Here is a 26,159-nt window from a genome sequence, read left to right on the forward strand (position 1 = left end):
GGAAGCCAAAATCTTCGGTGATTCCAGCGTCGGCGCTTGTCCCGGCCCGTGGGAGCGGATTCCGAACCGCGACAATTTTTCCGGCGGGCCTTCGGCCCGGATCGCGCCTGGGGAGGCGCTCCTACAAGCGGCACCCGGGCTCGCCGGTCAGCCCCCACGCGCTGCTAGGCCCTGCGGGCACCCCCACGCCCCACCAGATCATGCCCGAGCGCCGCCGTTCGGGGCAACTTGGGGTCAACGATCGGGCCGAAACGGCCGATAGGGAAGACGCCGGTTCCCCGGTTCCGGGGAGCCGGCGGATACCCGTTTGCCGAGGACGACCCGTGGCCGAACCCCAGCCCATCCCACCGCTCCGGCCGGACGCGTACCGGGCCATCGCCGAGCTCGTTTACCGGCACACCGGCATCCGGCTCGGGCCGGGAAAGGAGTACTTCGCCCGGGCGCGGTTCGGGGGGTTGCTGCGGGACCTCGGGTGCGCGGACTGGGACGAGTTCGTGCCGGCCGTGACCCAGAGGGGCCGCCGCGCGGTGGAAGCCCTTATTCAGGCCGTGGTCACCCCGGAGACCTCGTTCTTCCGCGACCGGGCCCCCTTCGAGGCCCTGCGCAACGCGATCGTACCGGCATTCGCCCGGGGAAAGCCCCTTCCCTTTCGGCTGCGGGTCTGGAGCGCCGGGTGCAGCCACGGCCAGGAGCCCTACAGCGTGGTCATGTGCCTGTGGGACCTGATCGAGACCGGCCGGATCGTGCTCGACCTCCTGGCCACCGACCTGAGTCCCCGGGCCCTGGAGCGGGCCCGCAGGGCCGAGTACGACGACTGGGAGCTCGCCCGCGGGCTCGACGCGGCCGCCCGGGCGCGGTACTTTGACCCCCTGCCCGACGGCCGGGGCCGGGTGAAAGAAAACGTGCGCCGAAGGGTGCGGTTCCGGCGCCACAACCTGGTGGCCGAACCGCCCCCCGACACGGGGTTCCACGTGGTGCTGTGCCGCAACGTCGGGATCTACTTCGGCCGGGAGACGAAGGCCAAGCTCTACCGGTGCCTGGCCTCGGCCCTTGCGCCCGGTGGGGTGCTCATTCTGGGGGGCGCCGAGACGCTCCTCTCGGGGCTCGATGGGTTCCGGCCGGAGTACCACGGCCGCGCGCTGGTGTACCGAAAAACCGTGGAGGACGGGCCATGAGGAAACCGCCGCCCCCGAGGCCCCCGGCCGACCGCCGGGCCCACCCCCGTAGCCCGCTCCTTGTGCGGGAGGCCCGGTGCATCGCCGGCATGGAGGTGTTCTTCGGCTACGCCACCAATGTGAGCCGCGGCGGGCTGTTCATCAACTCGCCCCGCACCCGCCGGCCGGGCGAGGAGGTGGAGATCCGGTTCGAACTGCCGGGGGTCGAGGGGGTGTTCTCCTGCCGGGCCCGGGTGGTGTGGGCCCGGCCCTACCGCCACGGCTCCCCCCACCCCCCGGGCTTCGGCCTCCAGTTCCTGGACCTGCCGGAGGAGGACGCCCGGCGGATCGACGAGTGGGTCCGGGCCCAGGAGGCCGATTCGCCCTCCCCGTCTTGAAGATCTGCACCACGGAGGACACGGAGACCACGGAGAAACTCCCCTTTGAACGAAGCGAGGACGCCACGGGCAGAGAGCCTTTCCGCGTCCGAACGTCCCAGCGTCCTAACGTCCCAACGTCCGCTCACAGCCCCAGCGCCCGCACCTCCAGGATCTCGGGCAGTTCCCGCAGGGCCCCGAGCACCTCGGGCCGGGCCGGCCCGTCGATGTTCACCAGGCTGATGGCCGTGCCGCCCGGCGCCTCCCGGCCGTTGTACATGCCCGCGATGTTGACCCCCCGCTCCCCGAGGCAGGTGCCGATCCGTCCGATCACCCCCGGCACGTCGCGGTTGTAGATGAGGATCAGGGTGCCCTGGGGCAGGGCGTCGATCCGGTAGGCGTCGAACCGCACGATCCGGGGCTCGTGCTTGCCGAAGAGCGTCCCCTCCACCCGGTGCGCCCCCCCGGGCCCGGCCGCCTCGATCGCCACCAGGTCGGTGAAATCCCCCGCGTCGGCGGAAACCTGGGTCGACACCCGGATGCCCCGCTCCTTGGCCACGGCCGAGGCGTTCACCAGGTTCACCCGGCTTTCCAGCACCGGCCGCAGGAGCCCCTCGAGGGCCGCCGCCGCGATGAGGTCCACCCCGGGGCCCGAAGCGGCCTGCCCCTGGACCGACACCACCACCCGGTCCACGGCGCCCGGGGCCGCCTGGGCCAGAAACGACCCCAACCGGCGGGCAAGGTCCAGGTGGGGCCCCAGCCGCGCCAGGGTCTCGGCGGGCACGCTGGGCGCGTTGAGCGCGTTGGGCGCAACCCCCGTACGCAGGAACGTGATCACGTTCTCGGCCACCTCCACCGCCACGCTCTCCTGGGCCTCGACGGTCGAGGCCCCGAGATGGGGGGTGACCACCACCTCGTCCCGGGCGTAGAGGGGCTTCGGGGGCGGCGGCTCCGTTTCGAACACGTCCAGGGCGGCCCCGGCCACCTTGCCGGCCGCGATGGCCCGGTCGAGGGCGTCCTCGTCCACGATGCCGCCCCGGGCGCAGTTCACCACGATCACGCCGGGTTTGACCTTGGCGAAGGCCTCGTCGCCCAGGAGCCCCCGGGTCTCGGGGGTCAGGGGGGTGTGCACCGTGATCGCGTCGGCCTCGGCCAGGAGCCGGTCCAGGTCCACCTTCTCCACCCCGAGCTGGGCGGCACGCTCCTCGGTGAGGTAGGGGTCGTAAGCGATGACCCGCATCCGGATGCCCCGGGCGAGCTCGGCCACCACCGACCCGATCCGCCCCACCCCCACGATGCCCAGGGTCTTGCCCCGGAGCTCCCGGCCCAGGAACCGCTTCTTCTCCCATTTGCCCGCCTTCAGGGAGGCGCAGGCCTGGGGCACCTTCCGGGCCGTGCTCATCAGCAGGGTCAGCGCGTGCTCGGCCGTCGTGACCACGTTGCCGCTCGGGGCGTTGACCACCGCGATCCCAAGTCGCGTGGCCGCCTCCACGTCGATGTTGTCCACCCCGATGCCGGCCCGCCCGACCACCTTGAGATCGGTGCCGGCTTCCAGGACCTCCCGGGTCACCTTGACGTTCGAGCGCACGACCACGGCGTGGAATCCGGGAACCCGCCGGGCCAGTTCGGCCGGGTCGTTGATGTTCTCCACGTGCACGGCAAAGCCGGGCTCCTGGGCGAACCGGTCGAGCGCCGCCTGGCCGAGGGAGCAGGTCACCAAGACGCGATAGGTATCGGGCATGTGGGCCTCCTTGTCACGAAGGGGTCGGCGTCGCCTCCGGCGGCGGGGCATCCCCGGGTTGCCACACCGGGCTCCCGAACGCCCGGAGCGCGGCCGAAAGGTCCTCGGGCAGCGGGTCCTCCACCTCGAGCATGCCGCCCCCGGCGGGGTGCCGGAGCCGCACCCGAAACGCGTGCAGGAACATCCGGCCGAGCCCCGCGATCCGGACCATATCCTCGTTGAACCCCGGGTCCCCGTACCTGCGGTCCAGGGCCAGGGGGTGGCCCACGGCCCGCAGGTGCCGCCGGATCTGGTGGGTGCGGCCGGTCACGAGATCGATCTCCAAGAGGGCCACCGGGAACGGGTGAAGGTACCGGGCCCGGGTGCGGTACCGGGTCACGGCCTCCTGGAGCACCGGTTGACGGCGGGGGTGCCCCTCGGGCCGGCGGGCCCGGTCGCGGGAATCGGGGTGGCGGCGCAGGGGGATCCGGATCTCTCCCTCGGGGGGCTCGGGCCAGCCGGCCACGAGGGCCAGGTAGGCCTTGGCCACCCCGCCCCGCTGCAGCGCCCGTCCCAGGCGGCGCTGGGCGTTTCGGGTTTTGGCCACGAGCACGATCCCCGAGGTCTCCAGGTCCAGGCGGTTCGCGAGCGCGGGCTGGAAGGGGGCCTCCGGGGTAATCCCGAGGTAGGCCCGGACCCGCTCGATCAGGGTGTCGCCGGCGTGCCCCAAAGCGGGGTGGCTCGCGCACCCCGGCGGCTTCGACACCACCAGGAGGTGGGGATCCTCGCGGACGATACGAAACGGGCCGGCCGGGGTGTCGACCGCCTCGTGCTCCCGTTCGGCCGGGAACACCGTGGGCCGCGCCGGCCGAAAGAGCACCACCGACACGACGTCGCCCTCCCCCGCCCGGTCGAGCGCGCCGCACGGGCGATCGTTCACCCGGATCTCCCCGGACCGGCACTTGCGGAACACCTCCCGGGGTTCCACCTGGGGGAACGCCTCGCGCACGGCGTCGAACACCGTGCGCCCGGCCCACGCCCGGCCGATCCGCAGGTGGCGCACCACCCGCTCGAGCTCGAGGTCGTCTCCTTCCGCCCTCAACTCGGACGGGCCTCCCCGGTCGGTTCCCCCCAAAAGAGATCCTGGGCCCGGATCACCCGGCGCTCCAGGAGGGCGTCGAGCACCAGGGCCGCCCCACACGGTTCCCCCGCGGCCTCCTTCGTCGGCCGGCGGAAGGGGCAGCGGTAGGGATAGAGCTCGCAGCGGATGCACGCGCTCCGAAGGATCACGGCGTCGTGGTTCCCGCTCCACCGCACCCGGGCCCCGCGCAGCCGCTCCACGGCGTCCACGGCGAGCCCCCCGCGCGCCACCTGATCGCGCAGCAGGGCGAACCCGGCGCACTTCTGGCGCTCCTCCCAGGGTTTGAACAGGCGGCAGTGCTCGGCGCACACCACCCGCTCCAGGCGCTCTTCCGTCGTTCTCATGGGATCCTCGTCCGGTTGCCTGCTGCGATGGAGCCGAGGGAACTCCGCGCCCCCGGCGGAAAGGCACCGGCCCCGTTCCACCCTCACGCTCTCCCCAGGGGCGAGGGCCGGTGCGGGAACGGCGGGGCCCAAACCTCCCGTACACGGGAAACCGGGCCACGGACTCGGCGTCGCGGGGTTTCCGCCGCCCCGCCGCCCAGCCGCCCAGCCGCCCAGCCGCCCAGCCGCCCAGCCGCCCAGCCGCCTAGCCGCCTAGCCGCCTAGCCGCCCCGCTAGGGTACCAATCCGGCCCACCGGGTCAAGCGCCCTCGCCGCAGCGGTTGCCGGGCCATCCCCCGGGGTGGCACACTGGCCCCCAACAGGACCGGGGGCGCACACCAACCCGAGGGGGCAACCGGGGACCATGAGGGTCGTTGCGGCGGTGATTGCGGTGGCGTTGTGGGCGGGGGTGGCCTGGGCCGCCGACCCCTACGCCGCCGGCGTGGAGGCCTTCCGCCGGGGGGACGTCGTCGAGGCAAAGGATCTCCTGGAACGGGCCGTCACGGCGGTCCCCGACGCCCTCGCCCCTCGGTTCGCCCTGGCCCAGGCCTACCACGCCCTGTTCGAGGCGACCGGCCTCTTTTACGGGGAGGCCCGCCGGACGTACGAGGTCGTTCTCCAGGCCCTCGGTCCCGATACCCCGCCGGACAGCCCCTACCAGATGGCCCGGGTGTTCCTCGGAAACCTCCTCGTGCGCGGCGGCGAGTACGACCAAGCCGTGGACCTGCTTCGGTCGTTCCTGGAGCTTCGGCCCGACTACTGGGCCCGGGAGAAAGTGTGGAACACCCTCGGGGTGGCCCACTACTACCGCAACGACTTTCCGGAGGCCGTGCGGGCGTTCGAGGCCGCGCTGGAGGCCGATCCGGAGTTCGGGCCGGCCCGGTTCAACCTGCGCAGCGTGTTCCTTCGGCTTTCGCTCTTTGACATCGCCATGGCGAACCGCCGGGCCGGGAAGCTGGCACTGGCCCTCGGCGACCTGGACCGGCTCCTTCGCCTAGCCCCCCGGTTCCACGAGGCCCGCCTCCAGAAGGCCCTGACCCTCCGGGAACTCGGCCGGCCCGCCGAGGCCCTGGACGAGGCCCGGCGGGCCCTTTCCGAGTCACCCCGACCCCAAGTCGCCTTCGAGCTCCACGACCTGGTGGGGGACATTTTGGCCGAGCAGGGGAACCGCGAGGAGGCCCTGGCCGCCTACCGGCGGTGCCTCCGGATCTTCCCCGGCTACCTCCAGGTGGTGGAGAAGATCGAGAAACTCGAAGCCCCGAGCGAATCCGGCGGGGCGCCTGCGAAGCCGTCCCCGGCCCCCACCCGGACCACCCCGGTGGCCGAGTTCCCGATGTGAGGACCGCCGTGCCGCTCCGCACCCTCGCCGCCCTGCTCGTGGCCCTGTGGCCCCTGGCCGCCGCCGGGTCGCTCCCGCCCCCCGCGCCGCCCCACGACGGCGAGGCGTGCGAGGCATGCCACGCCTCCGACCCCGCGTCGCCGGTGGACTGCGGGGCCTGCCACGGCGCCGACGCCAACCTCCATCCGGACGGGGTGGCCCCGTCCCAGCCCGTGCCCCCAGCGTTTCCCCTGGAGGACGGCCGGCTCACCTGCCGGTCGTGCCACCGGCTCCACGGCCCGGCCGGCCCCCACGCGCTCCGGGGCTTCGACGACCCGGGGGTCCAGAGCCTTTCGGATTTCTGCGCCCTGTGTCACGGTGGGGGGCTCGCCCGCACCAATCCCCACCGGGCCGACGCCGGGGAGAACCGGTGCGCCTTCTGCCACGCCTCGGTGAGGCCGGGGGCCGTGCTCGCCGGCACCCGGCTCCGGCCGCGGGTGGGGGCGAACCGGTTGTGCGACTTCTGCCACGACGTGCGGGCCAAGGACCACCCGAGAAACATCGACCCGGTGCTCGACCTCCCCGACGAACTGCCCCGGGGCCCGGGGGGCGAGATCACCTGCGTCACCTGCCACAACCCCCACGGGTCGAGCCGGTTCACCCATTTCCTGCGGGAGGCATACGGACTCCACTTCGAAAGGGGGCTCCAGGAGAACCCCCACCAGAACGACCGCTACGCCTGCCGGGGCTGCCACGTGGAGACCGCCCCCGAGCGGATCACCAAGGAGCGCCACGATCTGCGGTTCCAGGGCGACGCCATTCTCCTTTGCGTGTCGTGCCACGTGACCGCCCGGAGCCACCACCCCGTGGGCGTGACGCTCCCGCCCGAGATGGCCGCCCGCCTCCGGGACGCCGGGGCGCTCCCCCTCGACCCCGAGGGCCGGACCACCTGCATCACCTGCCACACCAATAACTGCGAAACCGGCGCCCAGCACATGAGCGTGCGCCGCTACGACCCCAAACGGTTCCGGCTCGACCTGTGCTGGGGCTGCCACGAGAAGGAGCGGTTCGCGGCCACCGACCCCCACCGCAAAACCGTGGACGACACCACCGAGGGGTGCGTGTTCTGCCACGACCGGCCGCCGGTGAAGGGGTTGGAGCGGGCGGAGGACCTCTACTTCGTGAGCCAGGTGAAGATGATCTGCCTGCGCTGCCACGAGGACCTCTCGGACCAGGACGTGAGCCACATGGGCAAACCCCCGCCCGACTGGATGCTCGAGCGGCTCCGCCAGGCCGCCGAGGCCCGGGCCACCGAGTTCCCGCTGGAGCGGGACGGCACGCTCACCTGCACCACCTGCCACAACGCCCACTTCTCGGCCAAGGACGACCGCCACAAGACCCGGCTTCCCAGCCGCGACATGTGCGCGCTGTGCCATTCCAGGTAAAACGGCTAGGACGCTGGGAGGCTGGGACGCTGGGAGGCTGAACGCCTGAGCGTCACTGCCGGTTCCAGCCCGTGGGAGCGGCTTCCGAGCCACGACCGGGTGCTTGCGGGCCTTCGGCCCGGATCGCGGCGTGGACGCCGCGCCCACACCCGGGCCTTCTCCCTGTGGCAGGAGATTGGAATTTACACGCCTCGTCGCCCCCGGGGGCGGGCCTTGATTCCGCGGGCGGGGGCGCTACGTTTGCAGCGAGGGTTTCTCTGGGCTCCAGCGCGGGAGGGAGGATCATGCGGCTCTACGTGGTGCAGCACGCCGAAGCGGTCCCCAAGGCGGAAGACCCCGGACGGCCCCTTTCCGAGAAGGGGCGGCTCGACGCCGAACGGCTCGCGGCGTTTCTCGCCCGGGCGGGCATCCGGGTCAAACGGGTTTGGCACAGCGGGAAACTGCGGGCCCGCCAGACGGCCGAGCTCCTCCAGTGGGCCGTGCTGCCGAGGGGCGAGGTGGAGGAGCGCGCCGGCCTCGGGCCCGAGGACCCGGTGGGGCCCCTGGCCGACGAGGCCGCCGGCTGGGAGGACGACACCCTCCTCGTGGGCCACCTGCCGTTCGTGGACCGGCTGGTGGCCCGGCTCGTGACCGGGGACGAGGAGGCGTCGGTGTGCGCCTTCGTCCCCGGCACGGCCGTGTGCCTGGAGCGGAACGGGGAAGGGGATTGGCGGGTGGCCTGGATGCTCCCGCCCGAGGTTCTGGCCAAGGAGGAGAGCTGATCCGGGGCTAGGGCGTGTCGAGCCTGACCAGCCGGGTCAGGTAGCGCTCCAGCCGGCCCAGGGCCCCGGGGGTCTCGGCCGGGGAGAGCCGGCTCCACACCGCGAGCCCCTCGCCGCCCCGGGCCACGAGCACCACGGGCGGGCCCACGGGCTCCCCGTCCACGGCCACCTCGTCGCCCGGGCCCAGGGGCCGGAGGTCTTCCGGGTACTCCCGGGCCAGCCCCCGGGCGGCCTGTACGAGGGCCAGGTGGGCCCGGGCGTCCCCCGGGCCCCACCGCCGCACGGCCCCCAGGAGGTCGTTCTCCTCACCGAGCAGCCGGTCCCCGGCCCAGATCACGTCCTCGGCCGGCCACACCTCCCCCCGCACACGGATTTCCATGTCATTTCCCGCTGGAACGCTGGGGGGCTGGGAAGCCAAAATCCTTTGTGCTTCCAGCGTCATCCGCTGTCCCAACCTGTGGTATCAGGGGGCAGAAGTCAGAGGACAGGTGTCAGAAAACCCCTGTCGTCTGTCTTCTGGCTTCTGGCCTCAGGCCCCTTGCCCCGCCCGGCAGCGTTCGTACCGATGTTGGCCCGTGGCAGTGTTTCGCGAACAGGCCGCCTGGCGGCCTACGGGGGCTTCCACCGATCAGAACTTGGCCCCCACGCCCACGTAGGGCCCGGTCTGGGCGTAATCGAGGGTGAGGTCGTCGGTTTCCACGTCGATCTGGAAGTACCGGTACCCCGCCACGAGTTCGATGAAGGGAAGCGGGTTGTACGAGACCTCGCCCGAGGCCTCGACGATCCGGTTCCCTTGGTAGGCCATGCCCACGGCCTGGGCCCGCACCTCCAGGAGGTCGGCCAGGATGCCCAGGTGCCCCCCGAGGCCCACGAGCGGGATCGGCACCTGGAAGGATTGGGATTCCTCCTGGCCGGCCGCCTCCATCCGCACCTCGCCGTCCAGGTACTTCACCTGCACCTGGGGCCCCAGGGAGAACCCGGCCAAGATGTTCTCGAGGTCGATCAGGTCGTAGCGGTACGCGAGATCGAGCTGGGTGTACTCCAGCGAGGTGTCGGTGGAGCCCGTGAAGGTCTTCCCGCCGAAGGTCACGCCCGAGAGGGTCTTCGTGCCCGAATAGTCCACCCGGGTGGCCGAGAGGATCAGGTGGTGGTCGCCGATCCAGAGCCAGGCGTCCCCGAGGAAGAAGTTCTCGTCGTCCACCCCCAGGTCGTCGGTAAAGTCCACCGTGTCGCCCTTCACCCCGTCGTCGAGCCGCACGTCCCCGGAGAGCTGGGGAATCCAGTAGGCCACCCGGGCCCCCACCTCGAACGCCCCGGCCGCCCCCACCCAGAGGAGCCCGCACCCTGCCACCGCCAAGATCCACCGTTTCATGCCGCACCTCCCTACCGAATGGTTGACAAAACCCGCTATCCGCCCTTGACTGAATCCCACCGGCCCGAACCGAACCCGAGGCTCCGATGACCCAGCCGTCCGGCTCCGAACCGCCCTGCACCTGCCAACTGCTTCGCCGGGACGCGCCCCCCGAGTCCCCGAACACCGTGCTCGAGGTCCTCGCCCGGGGCCGCACGCCCGGCCGGCGCACGTTCTGGATCTGCCGGTGCTGCGAGTGCGGCCAGCCGTTTCTGCGGCTGCGGGTCGAGGTGCCCTCGGGCCCGGGCGCACCGGAGGAGTGGAACTACTGGGTGCCGGTGGAGCCGGGCGAGGCCGAGGTCCTCCGGGAACATCCGGACGAGGCCGAGACCCTGGTGCGGTCCCGCGCCCGGATCGTGGCCGACCCCAAGGGGCGGCTTTACTGGGACCTGGAGATCTCCCGACCCCGGGAGCCGGAGGACCGGTGAGGGCGGGGAAAGGCCGTTCGTCGTGGGTCGCCGGTCGTTCCCCGTCGGGACGGGCGCCGCGCCCGTTCCGACACGGCGAACCCGGCGGACCGAAGCCCCTCGACCGAGCCTTCTCCGTGTCCTCCGTGCCCTCCGTGGTTCAAACACCCCGCACCGGCCCACCCGGCGAAGCCGAAGCGGACCCGGGCTTCACGGCCGCCCGGCCGCCCAGCCGCCCAGCCGCCTAGCCGCCACGCCGCCTAGCCCCCCTCCGGCCCCGCCCGGAGGGCCTCGTAGCCCAGCGCCTCCTGGGGGAGCCAGAGGCCCGCGGCGAAGAGGTCGGCCACCCGGTCGGCCAGATCGCCGCACCCCGCGAACGCCCCCTGCGGATCGGCCTCCGTCGGCCGTTCCTTGAGGGGCCTCGCCAGACGCCGTTGCCCGAGGAGCGCCCGGTAGAGGCGTTCCTCGGGCCGGCACCGGGGCTCCCGCCCGCGGAGTTCCGCGAGGATCCGGACCCCCTCGGGGTCGAGGTCGCCGAAGTACCCCACCCGCCGGATCTCGGGGAACGTCTCGAGGAACTCGATGGACCGGAGGATCTTCTTCCCCTCGCCGTAGACGACGAGGGCCGGCGTCTCGCCCCAGGCCCAGCGGCCCTCCTCCACCACCCGGCAGACCGACCAGAACGCCGAGAGGTTCTCCACGGCGAGCGCCGCCGGCCCCTCCCCGAACCGCCGGTGGAAGAAGGGCTCGCGCACGTCCAGGGCGTGGACGTCCGCCAGGTCGAGCCCCAGGGTCCGCAGGAACCCCGGCCGGCGCTCCAGGAACTTCTCGTCGCCGAAGATCTCGAGGCTCCGCTCGTTGCGGGGCGCCCGGGGCCGGGCGGCCGGGTCGGGGTGGGCGAAGAGGTAGGCCGACACCGCCTCCACCGCGGCCCGAAGCCCCGGGCCCGGGCGCCGGGCGCCCGCGGGGTCGATCCGGGGGTGGAGGGGCGGCAGGCAATCCGGTCGCGCCCCGGGGAGGGCCGTGAGCCGGTACGCCCGAAACAGGGGAGGCCGGCGGCCGTTTCGGCCCCGGGCCCGGATCGGCGAGAGGTCCCCCGCCTCCACCCGCCCGGCCACCCACCGGGCCAGGGCCCCGTACTCCCCGGCCTCCAGGTACCCCTCGGGGCCCAGGATCTGGCGCACCCGGGCCTCGAGATCGTCGGTGGCGAAGGTGCGCCGGCCCCGGCGGGCCACCTCGCGCAGGAACCCCTCGGCCGCGGCCGCGAGATCCTCAGGCCTCACCCACCTCCCCCTCCTCGGGCGCGAAGTCCTCGGCCCAGTCCCGGTTCGGCGCCGCCAGCAGCGTTGCCTCCTCCACGGCGAAGTGGGCCCGGAACGCCTCCATGGTGTCGCGGTCGAGCTGCACGTAGGTCCGCCGGGAGGTCGGCACGGGCACCAGGCTCACCAGGTTGCGGAAGTACTTCCAGATGCCCGGGTCCTGGTGGGCCGTGAGCACGATGAGCTGGATCGCGTTCTCCCGGGCGAGTTCCACCATGACCCGCAGCAGGTGGGCCGAACTGGCCTCGCCCACCGGGTTGTCGAGCAGGAGCACCTTGGTGGCGTCCTCCCGGCCGGCCGCCCGGTAGGTGGCGTAGGTCAGGGTGGCCACAAACAGGAGGTAGCAGGCCACCTGCTTCTCGCCCCCGCTCCAGGCCCGCACCTCCTCCCAGTCGGAGTACCGGGCCGGGGCCCCCGGGGTCTTGGGCTTGTAGATCCGCACCCGGGCCCGGTCGAGCCGGGCCACCACCCGCAGGAGTTCGAACCCCGTCACGCTGCGCACGGCCAGGGAGGCCCGGTCGGCTTCGGGGGCCTGGGCGTAGGCCTCCACGAACCGCTGGACGAAGCCCCGCATCTCGGCCTCGGCCGCGGCCTCGTCCCGGAGGGCCAGGTCCACCTGGAGGAGCCGCCGGGTGCCCCCGCCGGCGAACCGCACCGTGGAGTAGCGCTGGATCGACCGGATCTCCTCGGCGAGCCGCCGGGCGAAGGCCGCGCACCGGCCGGCCACCTCGGTCTTCTCGGCCTCGAGCCGCTCCTTCTCGGCCAGGGCGCTTCGCCGCAGGTCCTCCACGGCCGGGGCGTGGAGGCCCCAGTACCGCTCCACGCCGGCGTGGGTCGCCAGCGCCCGCTCGGCGTCCTCGGCCGCGAGGTCGAGCCGGCCCGCCAGGCGCACCGCCTCGGTGCGCAGAAACTCCAGGAACGCCGCGAGGGCCCGCTCCCGGCGGCGAACGGCCCGGTCGCGGGCCTCCCCGGCCTCGCGCCACCGCTCGAGGAGTGCGGGAAGGGCGTCGACCGCGGCCTCGATCTCGTCGGGGTCCAGGGGCTCGGCCTCCCCCTCCCAGGCCCCTGGGCCGAGGCCCCGGGCCCGGGCGGCCGCCTCGGCGGCCCGGGCCCGGAACCCGTCTGCGGCCTCCCAGGCGGCCTGGGCCAGGGCCACGGAGCGCCCGGCGCGGGCCACCGCCGCGGTAAGGGTTCGCTGGGTACCCGCCTCCTCGGCCCGGGCCAGGGCGTCCCAGGCCGGGTCCAGGGTCTCCTCCACCTCGACGCCGTGGCGCCCCCGGAACTCTCCGGCCAGCCGGCCGAGCCGATCCCGCAGGGCCTGGGCCTTGGCCCGAGCCGCCTCGTGGGCCTCCCGCGCCCCGGCCAGGGCCCCTTCGGCCGCCCGCAGCCCCTCCCGGGCGTCCCGACGCCGGGCCACCGGGTCCCACCGCGCCGCCTCGGCCGCCACCCGCTCGGCCGGGGGCTCCTCGACCCCCAGGCCCCGGATCGTCTCCCGCCGCTCCTCGACGCGGGCCAGGGCTTCGCGGATCCGCTCGTCGATCTCCCCCACCTCCCGGGCCCGCCCGTGGAACGCCTCCCGGGCCGCCCGGGCCCGGGCGAGAAGCTCCGCAAGGTCCGCACCGTCCGGTGGCTCCCGGGTCTCCGGCGCCGCAAGATCGGCCCGCTCCCGCCGCAGATCGGCGACCCGGTGGGCCAGGGACGCCTGCGCCTCCCCCAGGCGCGCGAGGTCGGCCTCCACCTCGGCGAACCGGCGGTCCAGCTCGGCCCGCTCGACCTGGAGCCCCTCGAGTTCGGCCGCGAGCGCCGCCTCCCGGGCCTCCATTCCGGGGCGTTCCCGGCCGAACCGCTCCCAGTAGGCCCCGACCCGGGCCCGGTCGGCCTGGGCCCGACGGGCCCGGTCGTGGGCCCCGGCGGCCGCGGCCCGGGCCGCCTCGGCCCGGGCACGAAGATCGTCCGCGGCGGCCGCAAGCCGCGAGGCCTCCGCCCGGGCCTCCTCCGCCGCGGCCCGGGCCTCCCCCCGCTCCCGATCCCACCCGGACACCCGAGGCTCCGGGAAGCGGTCGTAGAACCTCAGGAGCCGCTCCCGGTCGGCCGCGGCCTCCTCCCAGGAGGTACGTGCCCGCTCGACTTCTCCCGCCGCCCCGGCCGCCCTCTCGGCCGCCCCGGCCGCGAACGCCTCGAACGCGGCCGGGTCCCACAGGGCCGCGCTCGCCGAGGGCAGGGGGAACCCCGCCCCGCCGGCCAGCACCACGAGCCCCTCGGTTGCGCCCTCGGGCGCCCCCGCCCGGAGGGCCTCGTCCAGGAGCTGGGGCGACACCACGGGCACGGCGGCCCGGAGGTCGAGGGATGCCAGCACCTCGGCCCCCCGGTCGACGAACCGGTTCCAGGCGCCCCGGCTTTCGGCCACCAGGCCGTGGGCCACAAACGGCCACCGGCCCAGCACCGCCTCCCGGGCCTCGGCCGGCGCCCGCCGCAGCCACCGGGCCCCGAGCTCGGTGGAGATACCGGCCTCCTCCAAAGCGGCCCGCACGGCCAAGAGATCCTCGGCCGGCAGGGGGGCCTCCTGGGCCGCCAGGAACGCGACCTCCCGTTCGGCCCGGGCGTGGGCGGCCTGGGCCGCAAGGAGCCGGTCGCGCCGGTCGGCGATGGCCTCGTCCACGGCCCGGAGCGCGGCGTCGCGCTCCCGGTACGGCAGCGCGGGCTCGCACCCCCACCGGGAGAGCACCGGGGCGAGGTCGGCCGCGGCCGCCTCGTACTCGGCGAGCTTTTCCTCGAGCGCCGCGGCCCGGGCGTTGAGGCGGGCGGCCTCCTCCCGGCGGGCCGAGGCCTCCCCGTCCCGGGCCCGCGCCTCGGCCTCCGCGGCAGCCGCCTCGGCCTCGGCCCCGGCGGCGTCCTGCCCGGCCGCCTCGATCTCGGCAGCCAGGGCCTCCAAGGCCTCCTCGGGCGGCCGGCCGGCCAGGAGGTCGGACAGGGCCTCCTCCTCGGCCGCGGCGAGCCGAAGCCACTCCCGCAACCGCCCCAGGCCCTCCCGGGCCGCTGCCGCACGGGCATCCAAGGCCCGGCGCCGCTCCAAGAGCCCCTCGCGTTCGGTTTCGAGCGCCCCTTTTCGGGCCGCGAGCTCCCGGGCCTCGTCCTCGGCCCGCTCCAGAGCCCGGGCCAGGGCGCCGTCGGCCAGTCCGGCCGCCTCGCGCCAGGCGGCCTCGACCTCCTCGCGGCCCCGGAGCTTGAGGGCCCGTTCGGCCCGCCAGGCCTCCACCCGGGCGAGATCCCGGTGGCTTCGCACGGCCAGGTCCATGGCCTCCACCTCGGCCACGGCGCGCCGGGCCGCGGCCACTCTCTCCTCCGCGGCGGACAGGGCTGCCCGGGTTTCGGCCTCCGCCGCCTCTGCCCCGTCCAGGTCGCGGCGGAGCCGGAACCACGCGAACGCCTCGTGCCGGGCCCGGGCCTCCCGCTCGGCCTCCCGGGCGGCATCCAAGGCCGTGCGCGCCTCGGCCTCCGCGGCCCGGGCCCGCTCCTCGGTGGCCGCGAGCCGCGCCCCGAGCAGCGCCGCCTCCCGGCCCAGGGCCTCGTGGGCCGCCCGGGCCTCCTCGGCCGCGGCGCTCGCCTCCCGCAGGGCCCGGAACCGCTCGAGGTACGCGTCGCACAGCCGCACCTCGGCCTCGAGCCGGGGCAGCTCGGCCGCGCTCTCGGCGATCTGGCGCACGGCCTCCCGCAGGGTGGCCTCCTCTCCGGGGTCCAGCACGGCCGGCAGAAAGTGCTCGCGCACCAGCTTCTCCACCGAGTTCACGGTTTCGAAGTAGTGCTTGAGCCCGCCCTCGACCCGGTTGATCCGGACCATGCCCTCCCAGGTCTCCCGCTCGATGTGGTAGCTGCGGAGCTTCTCCTCGTACTCCCGGGCCTGGTCGGCCCGGTACACGCTCACCTGGCCTCCCTCGCGCAGGGCCTGGCGCAGTTCCCGAAGGGTCGCGACCCGCCGGCCGCCGTCGACGGCCAGGGTCAGGGGCAGGGTGGCCAGGGTCGGCGGGTCGGTGGGGTGGATGAGGCCCTTGCCCTCCACCCGGTCCAGGAGGCTCCGGGGGTATTCGCAGGTGTAGGTGAGCCGGTCGAGCCCGTCCCCGTCGGCGCGGTTCTCGAAGCACACCCCGGCCAGCAGCAGCGGGGGATCGTCCTTCAGGAGGGCCCCGGCCTTCTCGTCCAGGAGGAACTCGATCGCCACGTGCACGGTGCGGCGACGGCCCCCGAAGTAGTCGGCGATGCGGCGCCGGTCGATCTGGGCCCCGGGCCGGACCACCTGGAGCACGTGGTGCAGGAGCGTCGTCTTCCCGCCCCCGTTGGCGAGGCACACCAGGGTGTCCTCGCCCCCGAACTCGAGGACCAGGTCGGGGTAGTAGGCGTCTTCGTGGCCCACGTTGACCACGCGGATGCGATGGATACGGCTCATGGTCAGGGGTCAGGGGTCAGAGGACGGTGGACAGGGGGTGCCCCCCCTCTCCCCGGCCCTCTCCCCCCTCGGGGGGAGAGGGAGCCAGGGGGCCCCGGGGTGCCTACGGGCGCGAAGCGATGCCCCGAAACGAGCGCGCCTCATTCGCCTTCCCCTCCGAACAGGTCGAGCACCTGGGGTTTGGGCGCTTTGGCTTTGCGCCGGCGCCGAGGCTTGGGCTCGGGGGGCGGGGCTTCGGGCTCCGGAGCCGGGGCCGGCTCGGCCGGCTCCCACGCGGCAAGGGCCTCCTCGTCGCCCCCCAGCACGGCCAGCATGGCCCGGTACCGGTCGTCCAGGGCCAGGGCCTCGGCCTGGGCCTTGAGCTTCTCGGTGGGGTAGATCCGGGCGTTCTGTCCCACGGTCTTCTCCCGGTGCACCAGGCCCTGGGCCTCCAGGAAGATCACGGCCGACTGGATCACCCCGTACCGGGTGGAGCGCTGGCCCTTGCCCTCCTTGAACTTGTCGCGCCGCAGCCAGTCGAGGCAGGGGCCGAACACCCGGGTGCCCACGGCCTCCTCCACGGCCGCCACCCGCGCCTCGCCCCGCTCGACCACGGCCCGGGCCTTGCGGGTCAAAAACTCCTCCAGGTCGAACACCTCCACGTAGTCGAAATCGGGCACCCGGAAGTTCCCCGACCGGAAGTAGAGGGCCAGGAGCCCCAGGATCACCAGGTACACCGCGCCGGTGCGGTCGCCGAACCGGGCCTGGAGGTCGCTGAACCGAAACCCGATCTCCCGGTTCTCCGGGTTCGGGGAAAGATCCACCCGGTTGCGGCCCCGGAGCACCCGCACGTCGAACTCCTCCTCGAGCACCCCCAGCACCTCGGCCACCCCCGCGTCGGCCAGCACGGCGGTGAGGAGTTCCGGGTCGCGCTCGGTGATCTCGCCGTGCACCAGGAGCCGCCGGAACGCCCGGAGCGCCGTGCGGATCGCGCTCAAGGGCAGGGTCTCGCCGCGTTCGTCAGGCGCCATGGGCCACCTCGTCGGCCGCCGGGGTGGCCACCACCTCGAACCGGAGCCGCCGGATCCGGTTCCCGTCCCACTCGAACCAGCCCTCCCCGGCCTCGGTGCGCACGGCCTCGAACCGGGCCCAACCGGGCTCCTCGGCCAACAGCCGGTCGAAGGCCTCCCGGGTCTCGGCGCCCCGGAGCGCCACCTCGTGCCGGTTGTGGAGCCACAGGAGGAACCGCAGGAACCCCCGGGCCTCGGCCCCGTCCATGTCCATCAGGCACACCGGCTCCTCGGCCACCACCCGGCCCTCGGCGTCGGTCACGGGCCGGGCCGGGGCGTCGTGGGCCGCCAGGCCGTCCAGGTCGCCCCGGCCGTCGGGCCGCGAGGCGAGGTACGCGACCAGGGCCCGCAGGTGGGTCACGAGCCGCTCGGTGCGCCGGCGCTCCAGGGCGGTCCACTCCGGATCGGCCCAGGGGTCCTCGAGGAACGACTCCCCGGGGGCGTCGCGGCTTCGCTCGGCCGGGGGGAACATCTGGGCCAGGTGGAACCACCGGCGGGCCCGGGGGCCCAGGACCGGCCCGAGGAACCGGTGCACCTCGGGGAGCCGCAGGTCCTTCGCCAGCACCCGGTCCAGCACCTCGGCCTCCATGGGCAGCCGCCGCAGGGTGGGGGCGAAGGTCAGGAGCCCGAGCTTGAGGCGCCGGAACTCCCGGCGCAGCTCGGTGTTCAGGCCGAAGAGCAGGTTGTGCCGGTCCACCACCCGGGCCGTGCCGGCCCGCAGGTCCCGGAGGGCCGCCAGGTTCTCCTGGATCACGGGGTCCTTGGGCCCCCGCCGGTTCCACTGGCGAAGCAGCGAGCGCATCTGGGACTCGATGAGGTCCCGGATCCGGGCGAAGTGGTCCTTCTCCTCCCGCAGGCGCTCGGCCACCACGGTGCCGAAGTACTCCACCTCGTCGGCCGAGACCTCGGCCGGGTTCGACCGGAGCTTTCCCCGGAGCTCCCGGTGGGCCTCCAGGGCCCGCGTGATCTTGAGGAGCAGGGTGTCCACCACCCGGCCCGCCTCGGCGTAGCACCCCCGCTTGACCTGGTGCTCCAGGAAGAGGCGCTCCATGTCCGTGTCGAGGGCGCCGTACACCTCCTTGAGCCGGAAGAACAGGTCGATCCCCGCGGGGGTCAGCTTGATCTTGTAGGCGCCCCGCTCCCGGGCCGCCTCGGCCTCCAGGATCCGGAACGCGTGGGTCACGGTGCGGCCCGTGGCGTAGTCGAAGAACTCGGCCCGGAAGATCTCGCCGGAGTTCTGGAGCTCGTTGAGCACCCGGTCCACCAGGGCCTCGGCCTCGGGCAGGGTCGCCGGCCGGCCCTCGGCCTGGGACTGGGCCACCACCAGGGGGGCCAGGGCGTCGAGGATCTCCCGGTGGGTGGCCCCGCCCCGGCCGGTGAGCATGCACTCGCACACGTGGGCCAGGATCGCCATGGCCACGCTGAACCCCCGGTTCCCCTCGGCGATGTCGTCGCCGTAGAACCGGGACAGGAGGCGCAGCACGGGGTGGAACACCAGCACCGAGCGGCACCGGTCTGCATGGTCGGCGAGGTAGGGATAGCGGCGGAGGATCTCGTCGGGCGTCACGCCCGCCACGGTAGGGGGTTTGGGCGCCAAGCGTCAAGCCCTTGGCAGTTGCGCGGCCGGGGTAGCACCTCCCAACTGACACGGCGTCGATCGCCCCCAGTTCGGGGGGCAAGGGGCCTCCCGGAGAGCCGGGCGCGGCCCCCGCAAGAAGCCGCGCAGTACCTCCGTCGCTCGCACCACGAACCCGCCGCTTCTGGGCGGCTACGCGATGAAACAACTGCCGGGGGCCTGGGCTGCGCGGCGGCTCGGGTGCCGGCACTCGCGCCCGGCCGGAGGGAGGCCCCTTGCCCCGCCCGCCAGCGCGCGCGCCGGCGCTTGCGCGTGTCAGTGGGTCGCGAACAGGCCGCACTGCGCAGCCTAAGGCAGATTCCAAGGAACTTCCCGCTGGGGCGCTAGGACGCCAAACTCGTTTGTGATTCCAGCGTCAGCGGCTGTCCCAACCCGGGGGATCCCGCGAAGGAATCCTAGCCCGGCTTTCTGTCCTCCCAACCCCGCGCCGCCTCCAGCACGGCCCGCTCTTCCCGGGTGCGGGCCGCCACGAGACCCGGCCGGTGGGATCGAGCCTCGGCGGCGAAGGCCGCGAGGGCCCGTTCGGCCCCCGTTGTGTCGCCCCCGTCCCGGCCGAGGGCCGCGAGCCGCAGGGCCCCGGCCAGGAGCCCGTACCCGTAGAGGCTCGTCCAGGTCAGCCGGCGGAGCAGAAACTCCCGCTCCGCGATGGTCTTCCCGTGGCGGGCGAGCGCCGCGCGGATCCGCCAGGAGAACGCCCGGGCCTTTCGGCGGGCGAGCCGCAGAGCCCGGTCGGCCGGCGCCACTCCGGTGACCGGGAAGGCCGGGAGCCGCCGGACGCTGCCCGAGAGAAGCGCCCCCACCCGGGCCCCCATCCGTTTCGGGAGCCGGCGGCCGATCCCCCGGGCCACCACCAGGGGCGGGTAGATCGTGTGGATCTCGGTCGTGCCCTCGAAGATCGTGGCCACCCGAAAGTCCCGCAGCCGCTTCTCGTAGGGGTTTGTGGCCAGGTACCCCGAGCCCCCGGCCACCTGTTGGGCGTCGTAGAGGGCGTCCCAGGCCCGGGTGGTGCAGAACAGCTTGCAGTGGCTCGTCTCCACGGCCACGTTCGCCCGCGGGTCCTCCTCGAGTTGGCGGGCGGCGAGTTCCACCATGGCCCGCCCCACGAACGCGTTGGCCCGGGCCCGGCCGATCTTCTCCCGCACCAGTTCGAACCGCCCGATCGGTCCCCCGAACTGGATCCGCGAGGCCGCCCGCTTCGCCATGGCGTCGGCCGAAGCCTCCATCAGGCCCACCCCGGCCGCGCACACGGCGAGCCGGCCGTAGCTCAGCACCGCCATGGCGATCCGGAACCCCTGGCCCTCGTCCCCGAGCCGGTTCTCCACGGGCACCCGCACGTCCTCGAACCGCAGAAACGCCGTGGAACTCGCCTTGAGGCCCATCTTGGCCATGCCGCGGCCCACCGTGAGGCCCTCGGCGTCCCGCTCCACCACCAGGGCCACCATGTGGCCCGGCCGGTGGCCCTCGAGCTGGGCGAACACGGTGAACGCGCCGGCGTAGTTGGCGTTGGTGATGTAGGTTTTCTGGCCGCTCAGCACGTAGTGGCGGCCGTCGTCGGAAAGCCGGCACGAGGTGCGGATGTGGCGGGCGTCGGACCCCACCTCGGGCTCGGTGAGGGCGTAGGCGAAGATCGTCTCGCCCCGGGCCGCCGGCCCCAGGAACCGAGCTTTCTGCTCCTCGGTGCCGAACAGCACGACCGGCTGCACCCCGATCGACAGGTGGGCCAGCGAGGTGAGGGCGAGGGCCAGGTCCACCGGCGCCATCTCGGCCACCACCCCCAGGTACTGGCCGAAGGGGAGCCCGAGCCCGCCGTGGTCCCGGGGGATCGACATGCCGAAAAGCCCGATCCGGCCCATCTCGGCGAGCGCCTCCTCGGGCACCCGGCCCTGGGCCTCGAGCTCCTCCGGGGGATACCGCTCGGACAGGGAGCGGAAAGCCTCGACGATCCCCCGGGCCTCGGGGCCCAGGGGTTCCGGCCGAAACGAGGAGAGGAAGGCGGTGTCGAGGACGCCGTCGGTGTAGAGATCGAAGAGCAGGCTTCGGTGGGGCATTGGGCACCTCGAAAAACGGGGAAACAGGTTCCCGAAGGGTACCCGCCCCGGGGGCCGGCGCAACCCGAAGGCTGCCGCGGCGAGCCAGCTCGGCGCCCCCCCCTTCCCCGCTTCCCAGTGTCCTAGCTTTCCAGCTTCCCAGCTTCCCAGCCTTCCTCACGCCTCCCGGAACGCCCGGATCTGGTCGAGGGCGCCCATGAGCCGCTCGAAGGCCACGAGATCGAGGGACTGGGGCCCGTCGCACAGGGCCTGGCAGGGGTTCGGGTGGACCTCCACCATGAGCCCGGCCGCGCCCACCACGAACGCGGCCTTCGCGATGGGCGGCACGAGGTCGCGGCGGCCCAGCGCGTGGCTCGGGTCCACGATCACGGGCAGGTGGGTCGCGGCCCTGAGGTAGGGGACCACCGCGAGGTCCAGGGTGTTCCGGAGGGCCCGCTCGAAGGTCCGGATGCCCCGCTCGCACAGGATCACCTGGTCGTTCCCTTCGAGCAGGATGTACTCGGCCGCGGCCAAGAACTCGTCGAGGGTGGCGCTCATGCCACGTTTGAGGAGGATCGGTTTGCCCGTGCGGCCGGCCTCCTTGAGCAGGTCGAAGTTCTGCATGTTCCGGGCCCCGATCTGGAGACAGTCGGCCACCGAGGCCACCTTCTCGAGCTGGTCGATCCGCATGACCTCGGTCACCACGGGAAGCCCCGCCTCCCGGGCCGCCTCGGCCAGGAGATCAAGCCCCTCGTACCCCAGGCCCTGGAACGAGTGGGGCCCGGTACGGGGCTTGAAGGCCCCGCCCCGAAGGAGCTGGGCCCCGGCGGTCTTCACCGCCCGGGCCGCGGCCCGGACCTGCTCGGGGCTCTCCACGGCGCAGGGCCCGGCAATCACCACGGGCGGCCGGCTCCAGCCGATCTCCACGTCCCCGACCCGCACCACGGTGTCCTCGGGGTGGAAATCGCGGCTCACGAGCTTGTAGGGCTTGGTGACGTGGATGAACTCCCGGACGCCCGGAAGGTCCCGGAACGGGGCCTCGTCCACGTACCCCTGGTTGCCCAGCACCCCGATGGCGACCCGCTCCCCGCCGGGGATCGGCTGGGGGGTGAGCCCGAGGGACCGGATGCGCTCGCACACGGCCTCCACCTGCTCCGGGGTGGCGAAATGGTCCATCACGATCAGCATGGCGGCGCTCTTGTCGGCTAGAAAGCTAGAAAGCTAGGAGGCTAGAAGGCTGGGAAGCTGGCAACCCCGACGACCAACGACCAACGACCAACGACCAACGCAAAAACGATGCGCCGACCGGGGGGGCGTGTCAACGCCGATCAGCGATCACGGACCCGAGGGCGTGGCGCGCGCCCAGGGCGAGCACCGGGTCCGGATGCCCTCCGCCCCAGGGCGGCCAGCACGAGGGCCGTGGTCACGATGGCGTGGCTTTGGGTGTTCACGCGTCCGGCGGACCCCCGCCCCCAGGAAGATCGCACACGTCCACCTCCCGGCCGGCCGTGAGTTCGAGGAGCCGGTCCACCGTGAGGGGGACGGCCGAGTGGTCGTTGCCGGCGGCCGGGTAGACGCGGGGGAACCGCCGGAGGCTCCGGTCCACCAGCACGGGGAGACCCTCGGGGAGCAGGAACGGGCACACCCCGCCCGGGCTGTAGCCGGTGTGGCGCACCACGTCCTCGGGCCCGGGGAGCCGCACCTTCCCGGTCCATCCCAGGGCCCGCTTGAGCTTCGAGCCTTTCACCTTGGCGTCGCCAGCGGCCACCACCACGACCGGCCGGTCGCCCACCAGAAAGAGGATGGTCTTCGCGATCTCCCCCACCGAGCACCCCACGGCCGCGGCCGCGGTCTCGGCCGTGGGCGTCGGGGCCTCGAACTCCCACACCTCCACGCCACGGGCGGCGAGGTGCGCTTTCACGTCGTCGATGGTCGGCATGGCGGGTCCGGTTCGGAAGCTGGAACGCTGGAAGGCTAGAAGGCTAGGAAGCTGGGACGCTCGAAGGCCGTGAACCGCCGGGATGCAGCACTTCCCCCGGCCCCCGGGCGTGGGAGTGTACCACGAATCGGGGAACCCAAGGCCAGCACGCCGCCACGTCCGCCGTCCTCCGTGCCCTCCGCGTCCTCCGTGGTTCCGTTCCCCGACCGGCGACCGGAGACCGCACCCGATTTTTCCTTTACAAAACCCTTTTTCTCTGCTTTGGTTGCCGGCAGCCCTCACGACCGGAGAGTGCCGATGCGCATCCTGGTGGCCGAGCGAGACCCCTTCTGGCGCCGGCGGTGGGAGGCCCTGGACCTCGACACCCCCTTGGAACTCGTGGACGACGGCACCCGGGCCCTCGAGCGGGCCTTTGCCGAGCCGCCGGCCGCCGTGGTGTGCGAGGTGCTCCTGCCCGGCACCGACGGCCTCACGGTGGTGCGCCAACTGCGCGCCCACCCCCTGACGCGCAGGGTTCCCGTGGCCGTGGTCTCGAGCCTTCCGTTCGGCGACCGGGCCCGGGAGGCCGGCGCCGACCTCTTCGTGCAAAAGCCCCTGGCCGACCGCGACCTCCTGGCCCTCGCCCGCCGGCTCGCCCAACCCCGCACCGCCGCCGAAAGGGGGGAATCATGAACCGCATCCCCACCCGGGTCCCTCACCTCGATCCCGTGCTCGGCGGCGGGCTGCCCCCGGGCGCCCTCGTCCTCCTGGCCGGCCGGGCCGGCACCGGGAAGACGCTTCTTGCCCTCCAGTGGCTTTTCGGAAACGCCACCCCGGACGCCCCGGGCCTCTACGTGACCACCCTTTCGGAGCCCCAGGAGAAGCTCCTTCGCCATCTCGCGAACTACGGGTTCTTCCGGCCGGATGCCGTGGGCGAGGCCGTGCGGTTCGCCGACCTGGGCCCCACCCTCCTCGACCGGGGCCCCGAGGCGGCCCTGGAGGACCTCGAAAGGCTGCTTCGCCAGCACGAGCCGGCGTACCTGGTGGTGGACAGCTTCCGGGCGCTGGCGGACCTCGCGCCCTCGGCCGACCGGTTCCGACCCCTGGTGTTCCGGCTCGGCGCCCATCTCGCGACCCTGCCGGTCACGGCGCTGCTGCTCGGCGAGTACGGGAGCCGCGAGGTCATGGACACCGTGGCGGCCAGCGTCGTGGACGCGATCCTGTACCTCAGCAACGAGGTGGAGCCGGACCGGAGCGGACGGCGGAGCCTGCGGGTGGTGAAGCTCAGGGGTTCCGGGTTCCAGGAGGGGGAACACCCCCTGTGGATCGGCGACGACGGGGTGCGGGTGGCCCCCCGGACGACCACCCCCGACCGACCCGCCGCGTACGAGCCATTGACCCGTCGCCGGCCCACCGGGGTGGAGGGGCTCGACCGGCTCACGGGCGGGGGGTTCCTGGACGGCACGGCCACCCTGTTCGTGGGCGAACCGGGCGCGGGAAAAACGACCTTCGCCCTGTCCGCCGTGACCGCCGCGGCCCGGGCCGGGGAACCGAGCCTCTACGTCTCGTTCCAGGAGGATCCGAACCAACTTGCCGCCACCGCCGGCCGGCTGGGGGTGCCGGCGGACGGGCCCGTGACGTTCTTCTACACCTCGCCGGTGGAACTCGCCTCCGACCGCCACGTGCTCGAGGTGGCCCGCCGGGCCGACGCCTGCGGGGCCCGGGTCGTGGTGGTGGACAGCCTCACCGATCTCCGGGCCGGGGCCGGCGACCGGTACCTCGCGTTCGCCTACTCCCTCGTCCAACACTTCAAGGACCGGCGCACGAGCCTCGTGATGACCCTGGAATCGAGCGATCTGTTCGGCCCTGTGCGGATCTCGGGGGTGGGTATCTCCCACGTGGCCGACAACGTGGTGCTCCTCCGCTACCACGAGGAGGCCGGCCGGCTCGCCACGGCGCTCACGGTGCTCAAGGCCCGGGGCATCGAGCACTCCCGGGAGATCGTGGGCTACGAACTGGGCACCGCGGGCGTGCGGGTGGGCGGGCCCGTGGCGGGTCCGGTGTTCGGGGGCGACGGTGGCTGAGCGGGCCGAGGCCGTGGTGGCCCGGGTGGTGCGGGCGATCCGGGCGGCCCGGAGCCCCCCCGAGGCCTCGGAGGCGTTCGCCGCCTCGTTGGAGCCGGCCTGCCACCAGACCCTCTACGCGGTTCTGCTCGCGACCGAGGCCGAGCTGGAGCCCGCCGCGTGGCGGTGCCCTCGGCCCCAGCCCCAGCCGATCCCCCTGGGCTACGACCCGGTCCCCCGGCTCCGCGCCGCGGCCGGGCTCGGCCCCCAGGCCCCCCTGCGGGTGTTCCCCCTCTACCTCGACGATCCGGGCACCCTCCTCGGGCTTTTCGCCTGCGGCGGGGCGCCGTGCCCCCACTGCACGGGGGCGGAGCCCCTGTGCGGGTCGCTGGCCGAGGTGCTGGCCCTCGTCCTGGGCCGGGCCCGGGAACTGGCCGGCGCCCTGGCCCGGGAGGCCCGGGCCGTGGACCTCCAGCGGGCCGTGGTGGAGAGCCTGCCCCTGGCCGTGGCCGTGTGCGACGGGCGCCGCCGGCTCCTGGCCGCGAACCGCCCCTTCCGCGAGGCCTGCCACGGGGACCCCACGCCCGGCACCGACCTCGCGGCGCTCCTCCCCCCCGGCACTTTGGACGGGGTGGACCTCCCGGCCCTGATCGCCCGGGCCGCCCGGGGGGAGCCGGCCTTCCATCCCCGGGTGCCCCACCGGGCGCCCCACCACGGCGACCGGGTGGTGAGCCTCTGGGTCACCCCGCTCCGGGACGGCGCCCTGACCCCCGGGGCCCTGGTGGCCCTGTACGACGTCACGAAGGAGGCCCGGGCCGAGGAGGCCCTGACCCGGGCCCAGCGCATGGAGAGCCTGGGACGGCTCGCGGCCGGGCTCGCCCACGAGTTCAAGAACCTCCTCATGACCATCCAGGGAAACGCGGAACTCCTGGAACTCCATGGGGCGGAAGGCGAAAGCGGGGCGAAGCGGCTCGAGCGCATCGTCTCGGCCTGCCAACGGGCCTCGGACCTGGCCCACCGGGTGCTCGCCTTCGGCCGGGGCACCCCGCCGCAGCGGCAGACGGTCGGCCTCGGGAGCCTCGCCCACCGGGTGGCCGAACTCGCCCGGCCGGCCCTGCCCAAGGGGGTGGACCTCCGGCTCACGGAAGCCCCCGGCCCCACGGTGGAGGCGGACCCCTCGGGCCTGGAGCAGGTGCTGCTGAACCTCCTGCTGAACGCCGGGGAGGCCGCCGGCGGCGCGGGAACGATCGAGGTCCGGGTGGGGGAAGCCCAAGGGGAGGCCTGGATCGAGGTGGCCGACGACGGGCCCGGCATGGCGCCCGAGGTGGCCGAGCGGGTGTTCGAGCCGTTCTTCACCACCAAGGGCGAAGGGAAGGGAACGGGCCTCGGGCTCGCCGTGGTCTACGGCATCGTCCGCGACCACGGGGGCGCCATCGAGCTCGACACCGCCCCGGGCCGGGGCGCCCGGTTCCGGGTGCGGCTGCCCCGAACGGGGAGCCCGGAGGACGGGTCGCGGCACGACTAACAAGAGTATTGCCGGAGGCGGGTGGGGGCCTGGTTCCGGCCGGGCGCGAGTGCGGCCCCCGGGG

At 73.8% G+C, this 26,159-nt stretch carries 21 protein-coding genes; 9 read left to right on the forward strand and 12 right to left on the reverse strand.

Annotated elements, in window-relative coordinates:
* Positions 1-323: 323 nt before the first annotated feature.
* Positions 324-1,175, forward strand: coding sequence for a CheR family methyltransferase (locus ACYQ8L_RS12830; RefSeq protein WP_459942202.1), 852 nt, complete (start codon positions 324-326; stop codon positions 1,173-1,175).
* Positions 1,172-1,552: a PilZ domain-containing protein gene (locus ACYQ8L_RS12835; protein WP_459942203.1), complete on the forward strand. Its 381-nt coding sequence runs from the start codon at positions 1,172-1,174 to the stop codon at positions 1,550-1,552. Before ACYQ8L_RS12830 ends, ACYQ8L_RS12835 begins: the two co-directional genes overlap by 4 nt.
* A 124-nt stretch (positions 1,553-1,676) precedes the next feature.
* On the opposite strand, the gene serA is transcribed toward ACYQ8L_RS12835, so the two are convergent.
* Genes serA through ACYQ8L_RS12850 form a run of 3 tightly spaced genes read right to left on the reverse strand, consistent with a single transcriptional unit; the run spans position 1,677 to position 4,736 of the window.
* The gene (serA, locus tag ACYQ8L_RS12840; RefSeq protein ID WP_459942204.1) at positions 1,677-3,272 is read right to left on the reverse strand and encodes a phosphoglycerate dehydrogenase; all 1,596 of its coding nucleotides are present in this window, start codon (positions 3,270-3,272) and stop codon (positions 1,677-1,679) included.
* A gap of 13 nt (positions 3,273-3,285) precedes the next feature.
* Positions 3,286-4,353: an RluA family pseudouridine synthase gene (locus ACYQ8L_RS12845; RefSeq protein ID WP_459942205.1), complete on the reverse strand. Its 1,068-nt coding sequence runs from the start codon at positions 4,351-4,353 to the stop codon at positions 3,286-3,288.
* A complete protein-coding gene (locus ACYQ8L_RS12850; protein ID WP_459942206.1) occupies positions 4,350-4,736 on the reverse strand; it encodes a hypothetical protein in 387 nt (128 codons plus the stop codon). The genes ACYQ8L_RS12845 and ACYQ8L_RS12850 overlap by 4 nt, the downstream gene beginning before the upstream one ends.
* 403 nt (positions 4,737-5,139) lie before the next feature.
* Here ACYQ8L_RS12850 and ACYQ8L_RS12855 point away from each other — a divergent pair, with 403 nt between their 5' ends.
* From ACYQ8L_RS12855 to sixA, 3 genes are all read left to right on the forward strand, one after another.
* Entirely contained in the window at positions 5,140-6,114 is a 975-nt protein-coding gene (locus ACYQ8L_RS12855; RefSeq protein WP_459942207.1) for a tetratricopeptide repeat protein, read from the forward strand.
* A gap of 8 nt (positions 6,115-6,122) precedes the next feature.
* On the forward strand, positions 6,123-7,538 hold the full coding sequence (locus ACYQ8L_RS12860) for a hypothetical protein (protein ID WP_459942208.1): 1,416 nt from the start codon (positions 6,123-6,125) through the stop codon (positions 7,536-7,538).
* A gap of 284 nt (positions 7,539-7,822) precedes the next feature.
* Positions 7,823-8,299, forward strand: coding sequence for a phosphohistidine phosphatase SixA (gene sixA, locus ACYQ8L_RS12865; protein WP_459942209.1), 477 nt, complete (start codon positions 7,823-7,825; stop codon positions 8,297-8,299).
* A 7-nt stretch (positions 8,300-8,306) separates the two neighbouring features.
* On the opposite strand, the gene ACYQ8L_RS12870 is transcribed toward sixA, so the two are convergent.
* Positions 8,307-8,678, reverse strand: coding sequence for a hypothetical protein (locus ACYQ8L_RS12870; protein WP_459942210.1), 372 nt, complete (start codon positions 8,676-8,678; stop codon positions 8,307-8,309).
* A gap of 249 nt (positions 8,679-8,927) precedes the next feature.
* The gene (locus tag ACYQ8L_RS12875) at positions 8,928-9,671 is read right to left on the reverse strand and encodes a porin family protein (protein WP_459942211.1); all 744 of its coding nucleotides are present in this window, start codon (positions 9,669-9,671) and stop codon (positions 8,928-8,930) included.
* An 86-nt stretch (positions 9,672-9,757) separates the two neighbouring features.
* Between ACYQ8L_RS12875 and ACYQ8L_RS12880 the strand changes: the two genes are divergently transcribed.
* On the forward strand, positions 9,758-10,138 hold the full coding sequence (locus tag ACYQ8L_RS12880) for a hypothetical protein (RefSeq protein WP_459942212.1): 381 nt from the start codon (positions 9,758-9,760) through the stop codon (positions 10,136-10,138).
* Positions 10,139-10,377: 239 nt separating this feature from the next.
* Here the strand turns inward: ACYQ8L_RS12880 and ACYQ8L_RS12885 are convergent, their stop codons facing one another.
* The 7 genes from ACYQ8L_RS12885 to ACYQ8L_RS12915 all read right to left on the reverse strand — a co-directional run bounded on the left by ACYQ8L_RS12885 (position 10,378) and on the right by ACYQ8L_RS12915 (position 22,528).
* Entirely contained in the window at positions 10,378-11,400 is a 1,023-nt protein-coding gene (locus ACYQ8L_RS12885; protein ID WP_459942213.1) for a Wadjet anti-phage system protein JetD domain-containing protein, read from the reverse strand.
* Complete coding sequence (locus ACYQ8L_RS12890) at positions 11,390-15,877, reverse strand: hypothetical protein (RefSeq protein ID WP_459942214.1); 4,488 nt, start codon at positions 15,875-15,877, stop codon at positions 11,390-11,392. Before ACYQ8L_RS12890 ends, ACYQ8L_RS12885 begins: the two co-directional genes overlap by 11 nt.
* Positions 15,878-16,017: 140 nt before the next feature.
* A complete protein-coding gene (locus tag ACYQ8L_RS12895) occupies positions 16,018-16,887 on the reverse strand; it encodes a DUF6063 family protein (RefSeq protein WP_459942215.1) in 870 nt (289 codons plus the stop codon).
* Entirely contained in the window at positions 16,877-18,493 is a 1,617-nt protein-coding gene (locus tag ACYQ8L_RS12900) for a hypothetical protein (RefSeq protein ID WP_459942216.1), read from the reverse strand. Before ACYQ8L_RS12900 ends, ACYQ8L_RS12895 begins: the two co-directional genes overlap by 11 nt.
* 464 nt (positions 18,494-18,957) lie before the next feature.
* On the reverse strand, positions 18,958-20,610 hold the full coding sequence (locus tag ACYQ8L_RS12905; protein WP_459942217.1) for an acyl-CoA dehydrogenase family protein: 1,653 nt from the start codon (positions 20,608-20,610) through the stop codon (positions 18,958-18,960).
* Positions 20,611-20,766: 156 nt separating this feature from the next.
* Positions 20,767-21,777, reverse strand: a complete 1,011-nt coding sequence (gene aroF, locus ACYQ8L_RS12910) for a 3-deoxy-7-phosphoheptulonate synthase (RefSeq protein WP_459942218.1) — start codon at positions 21,775-21,777, stop codon at positions 20,767-20,769.
* Between the two features lie 259 nt (positions 21,778-22,036).
* Positions 22,037-22,528, reverse strand: a complete 492-nt coding sequence (locus tag ACYQ8L_RS12915) for a YbaK/EbsC family protein (protein ID WP_459942219.1) — start codon at positions 22,526-22,528, stop codon at positions 22,037-22,039.
* A gap of 297 nt (positions 22,529-22,825) precedes the next feature.
* On the opposite strand from ACYQ8L_RS12915, the gene ACYQ8L_RS12920 reads away from it, so the two are divergent.
* The 3 genes from ACYQ8L_RS12920 to ACYQ8L_RS12930 are packed head-to-tail and all read left to right on the forward strand — an operon-like array spanning position 22,826 to position 26,095.
* Positions 22,826-23,200, forward strand: coding sequence for a response regulator (locus ACYQ8L_RS12920; RefSeq protein WP_459942220.1), 375 nt, complete (start codon positions 22,826-22,828; stop codon positions 23,198-23,200).
* Positions 23,197-24,591: a DUF7125 family protein gene (locus ACYQ8L_RS12925; protein WP_459942221.1), complete on the forward strand. Its 1,395-nt coding sequence runs from the start codon at positions 23,197-23,199 to the stop codon at positions 24,589-24,591. Before ACYQ8L_RS12920 ends, ACYQ8L_RS12925 begins: the two co-directional genes overlap by 4 nt.
* Positions 24,584-26,095, forward strand: a complete 1,512-nt coding sequence (locus ACYQ8L_RS12930) for a two-component system sensor histidine kinase NtrB (protein ID WP_459942222.1) — start codon at positions 24,584-24,586, stop codon at positions 26,093-26,095. The genes ACYQ8L_RS12925 and ACYQ8L_RS12930 overlap by 8 nt, the downstream gene beginning before the upstream one ends.
* Positions 26,096-26,159 lie beyond the last annotated feature (64 nt).

It is taken from the genome of Deferrisoma palaeochoriense (genome assembly GCF_054656955.1).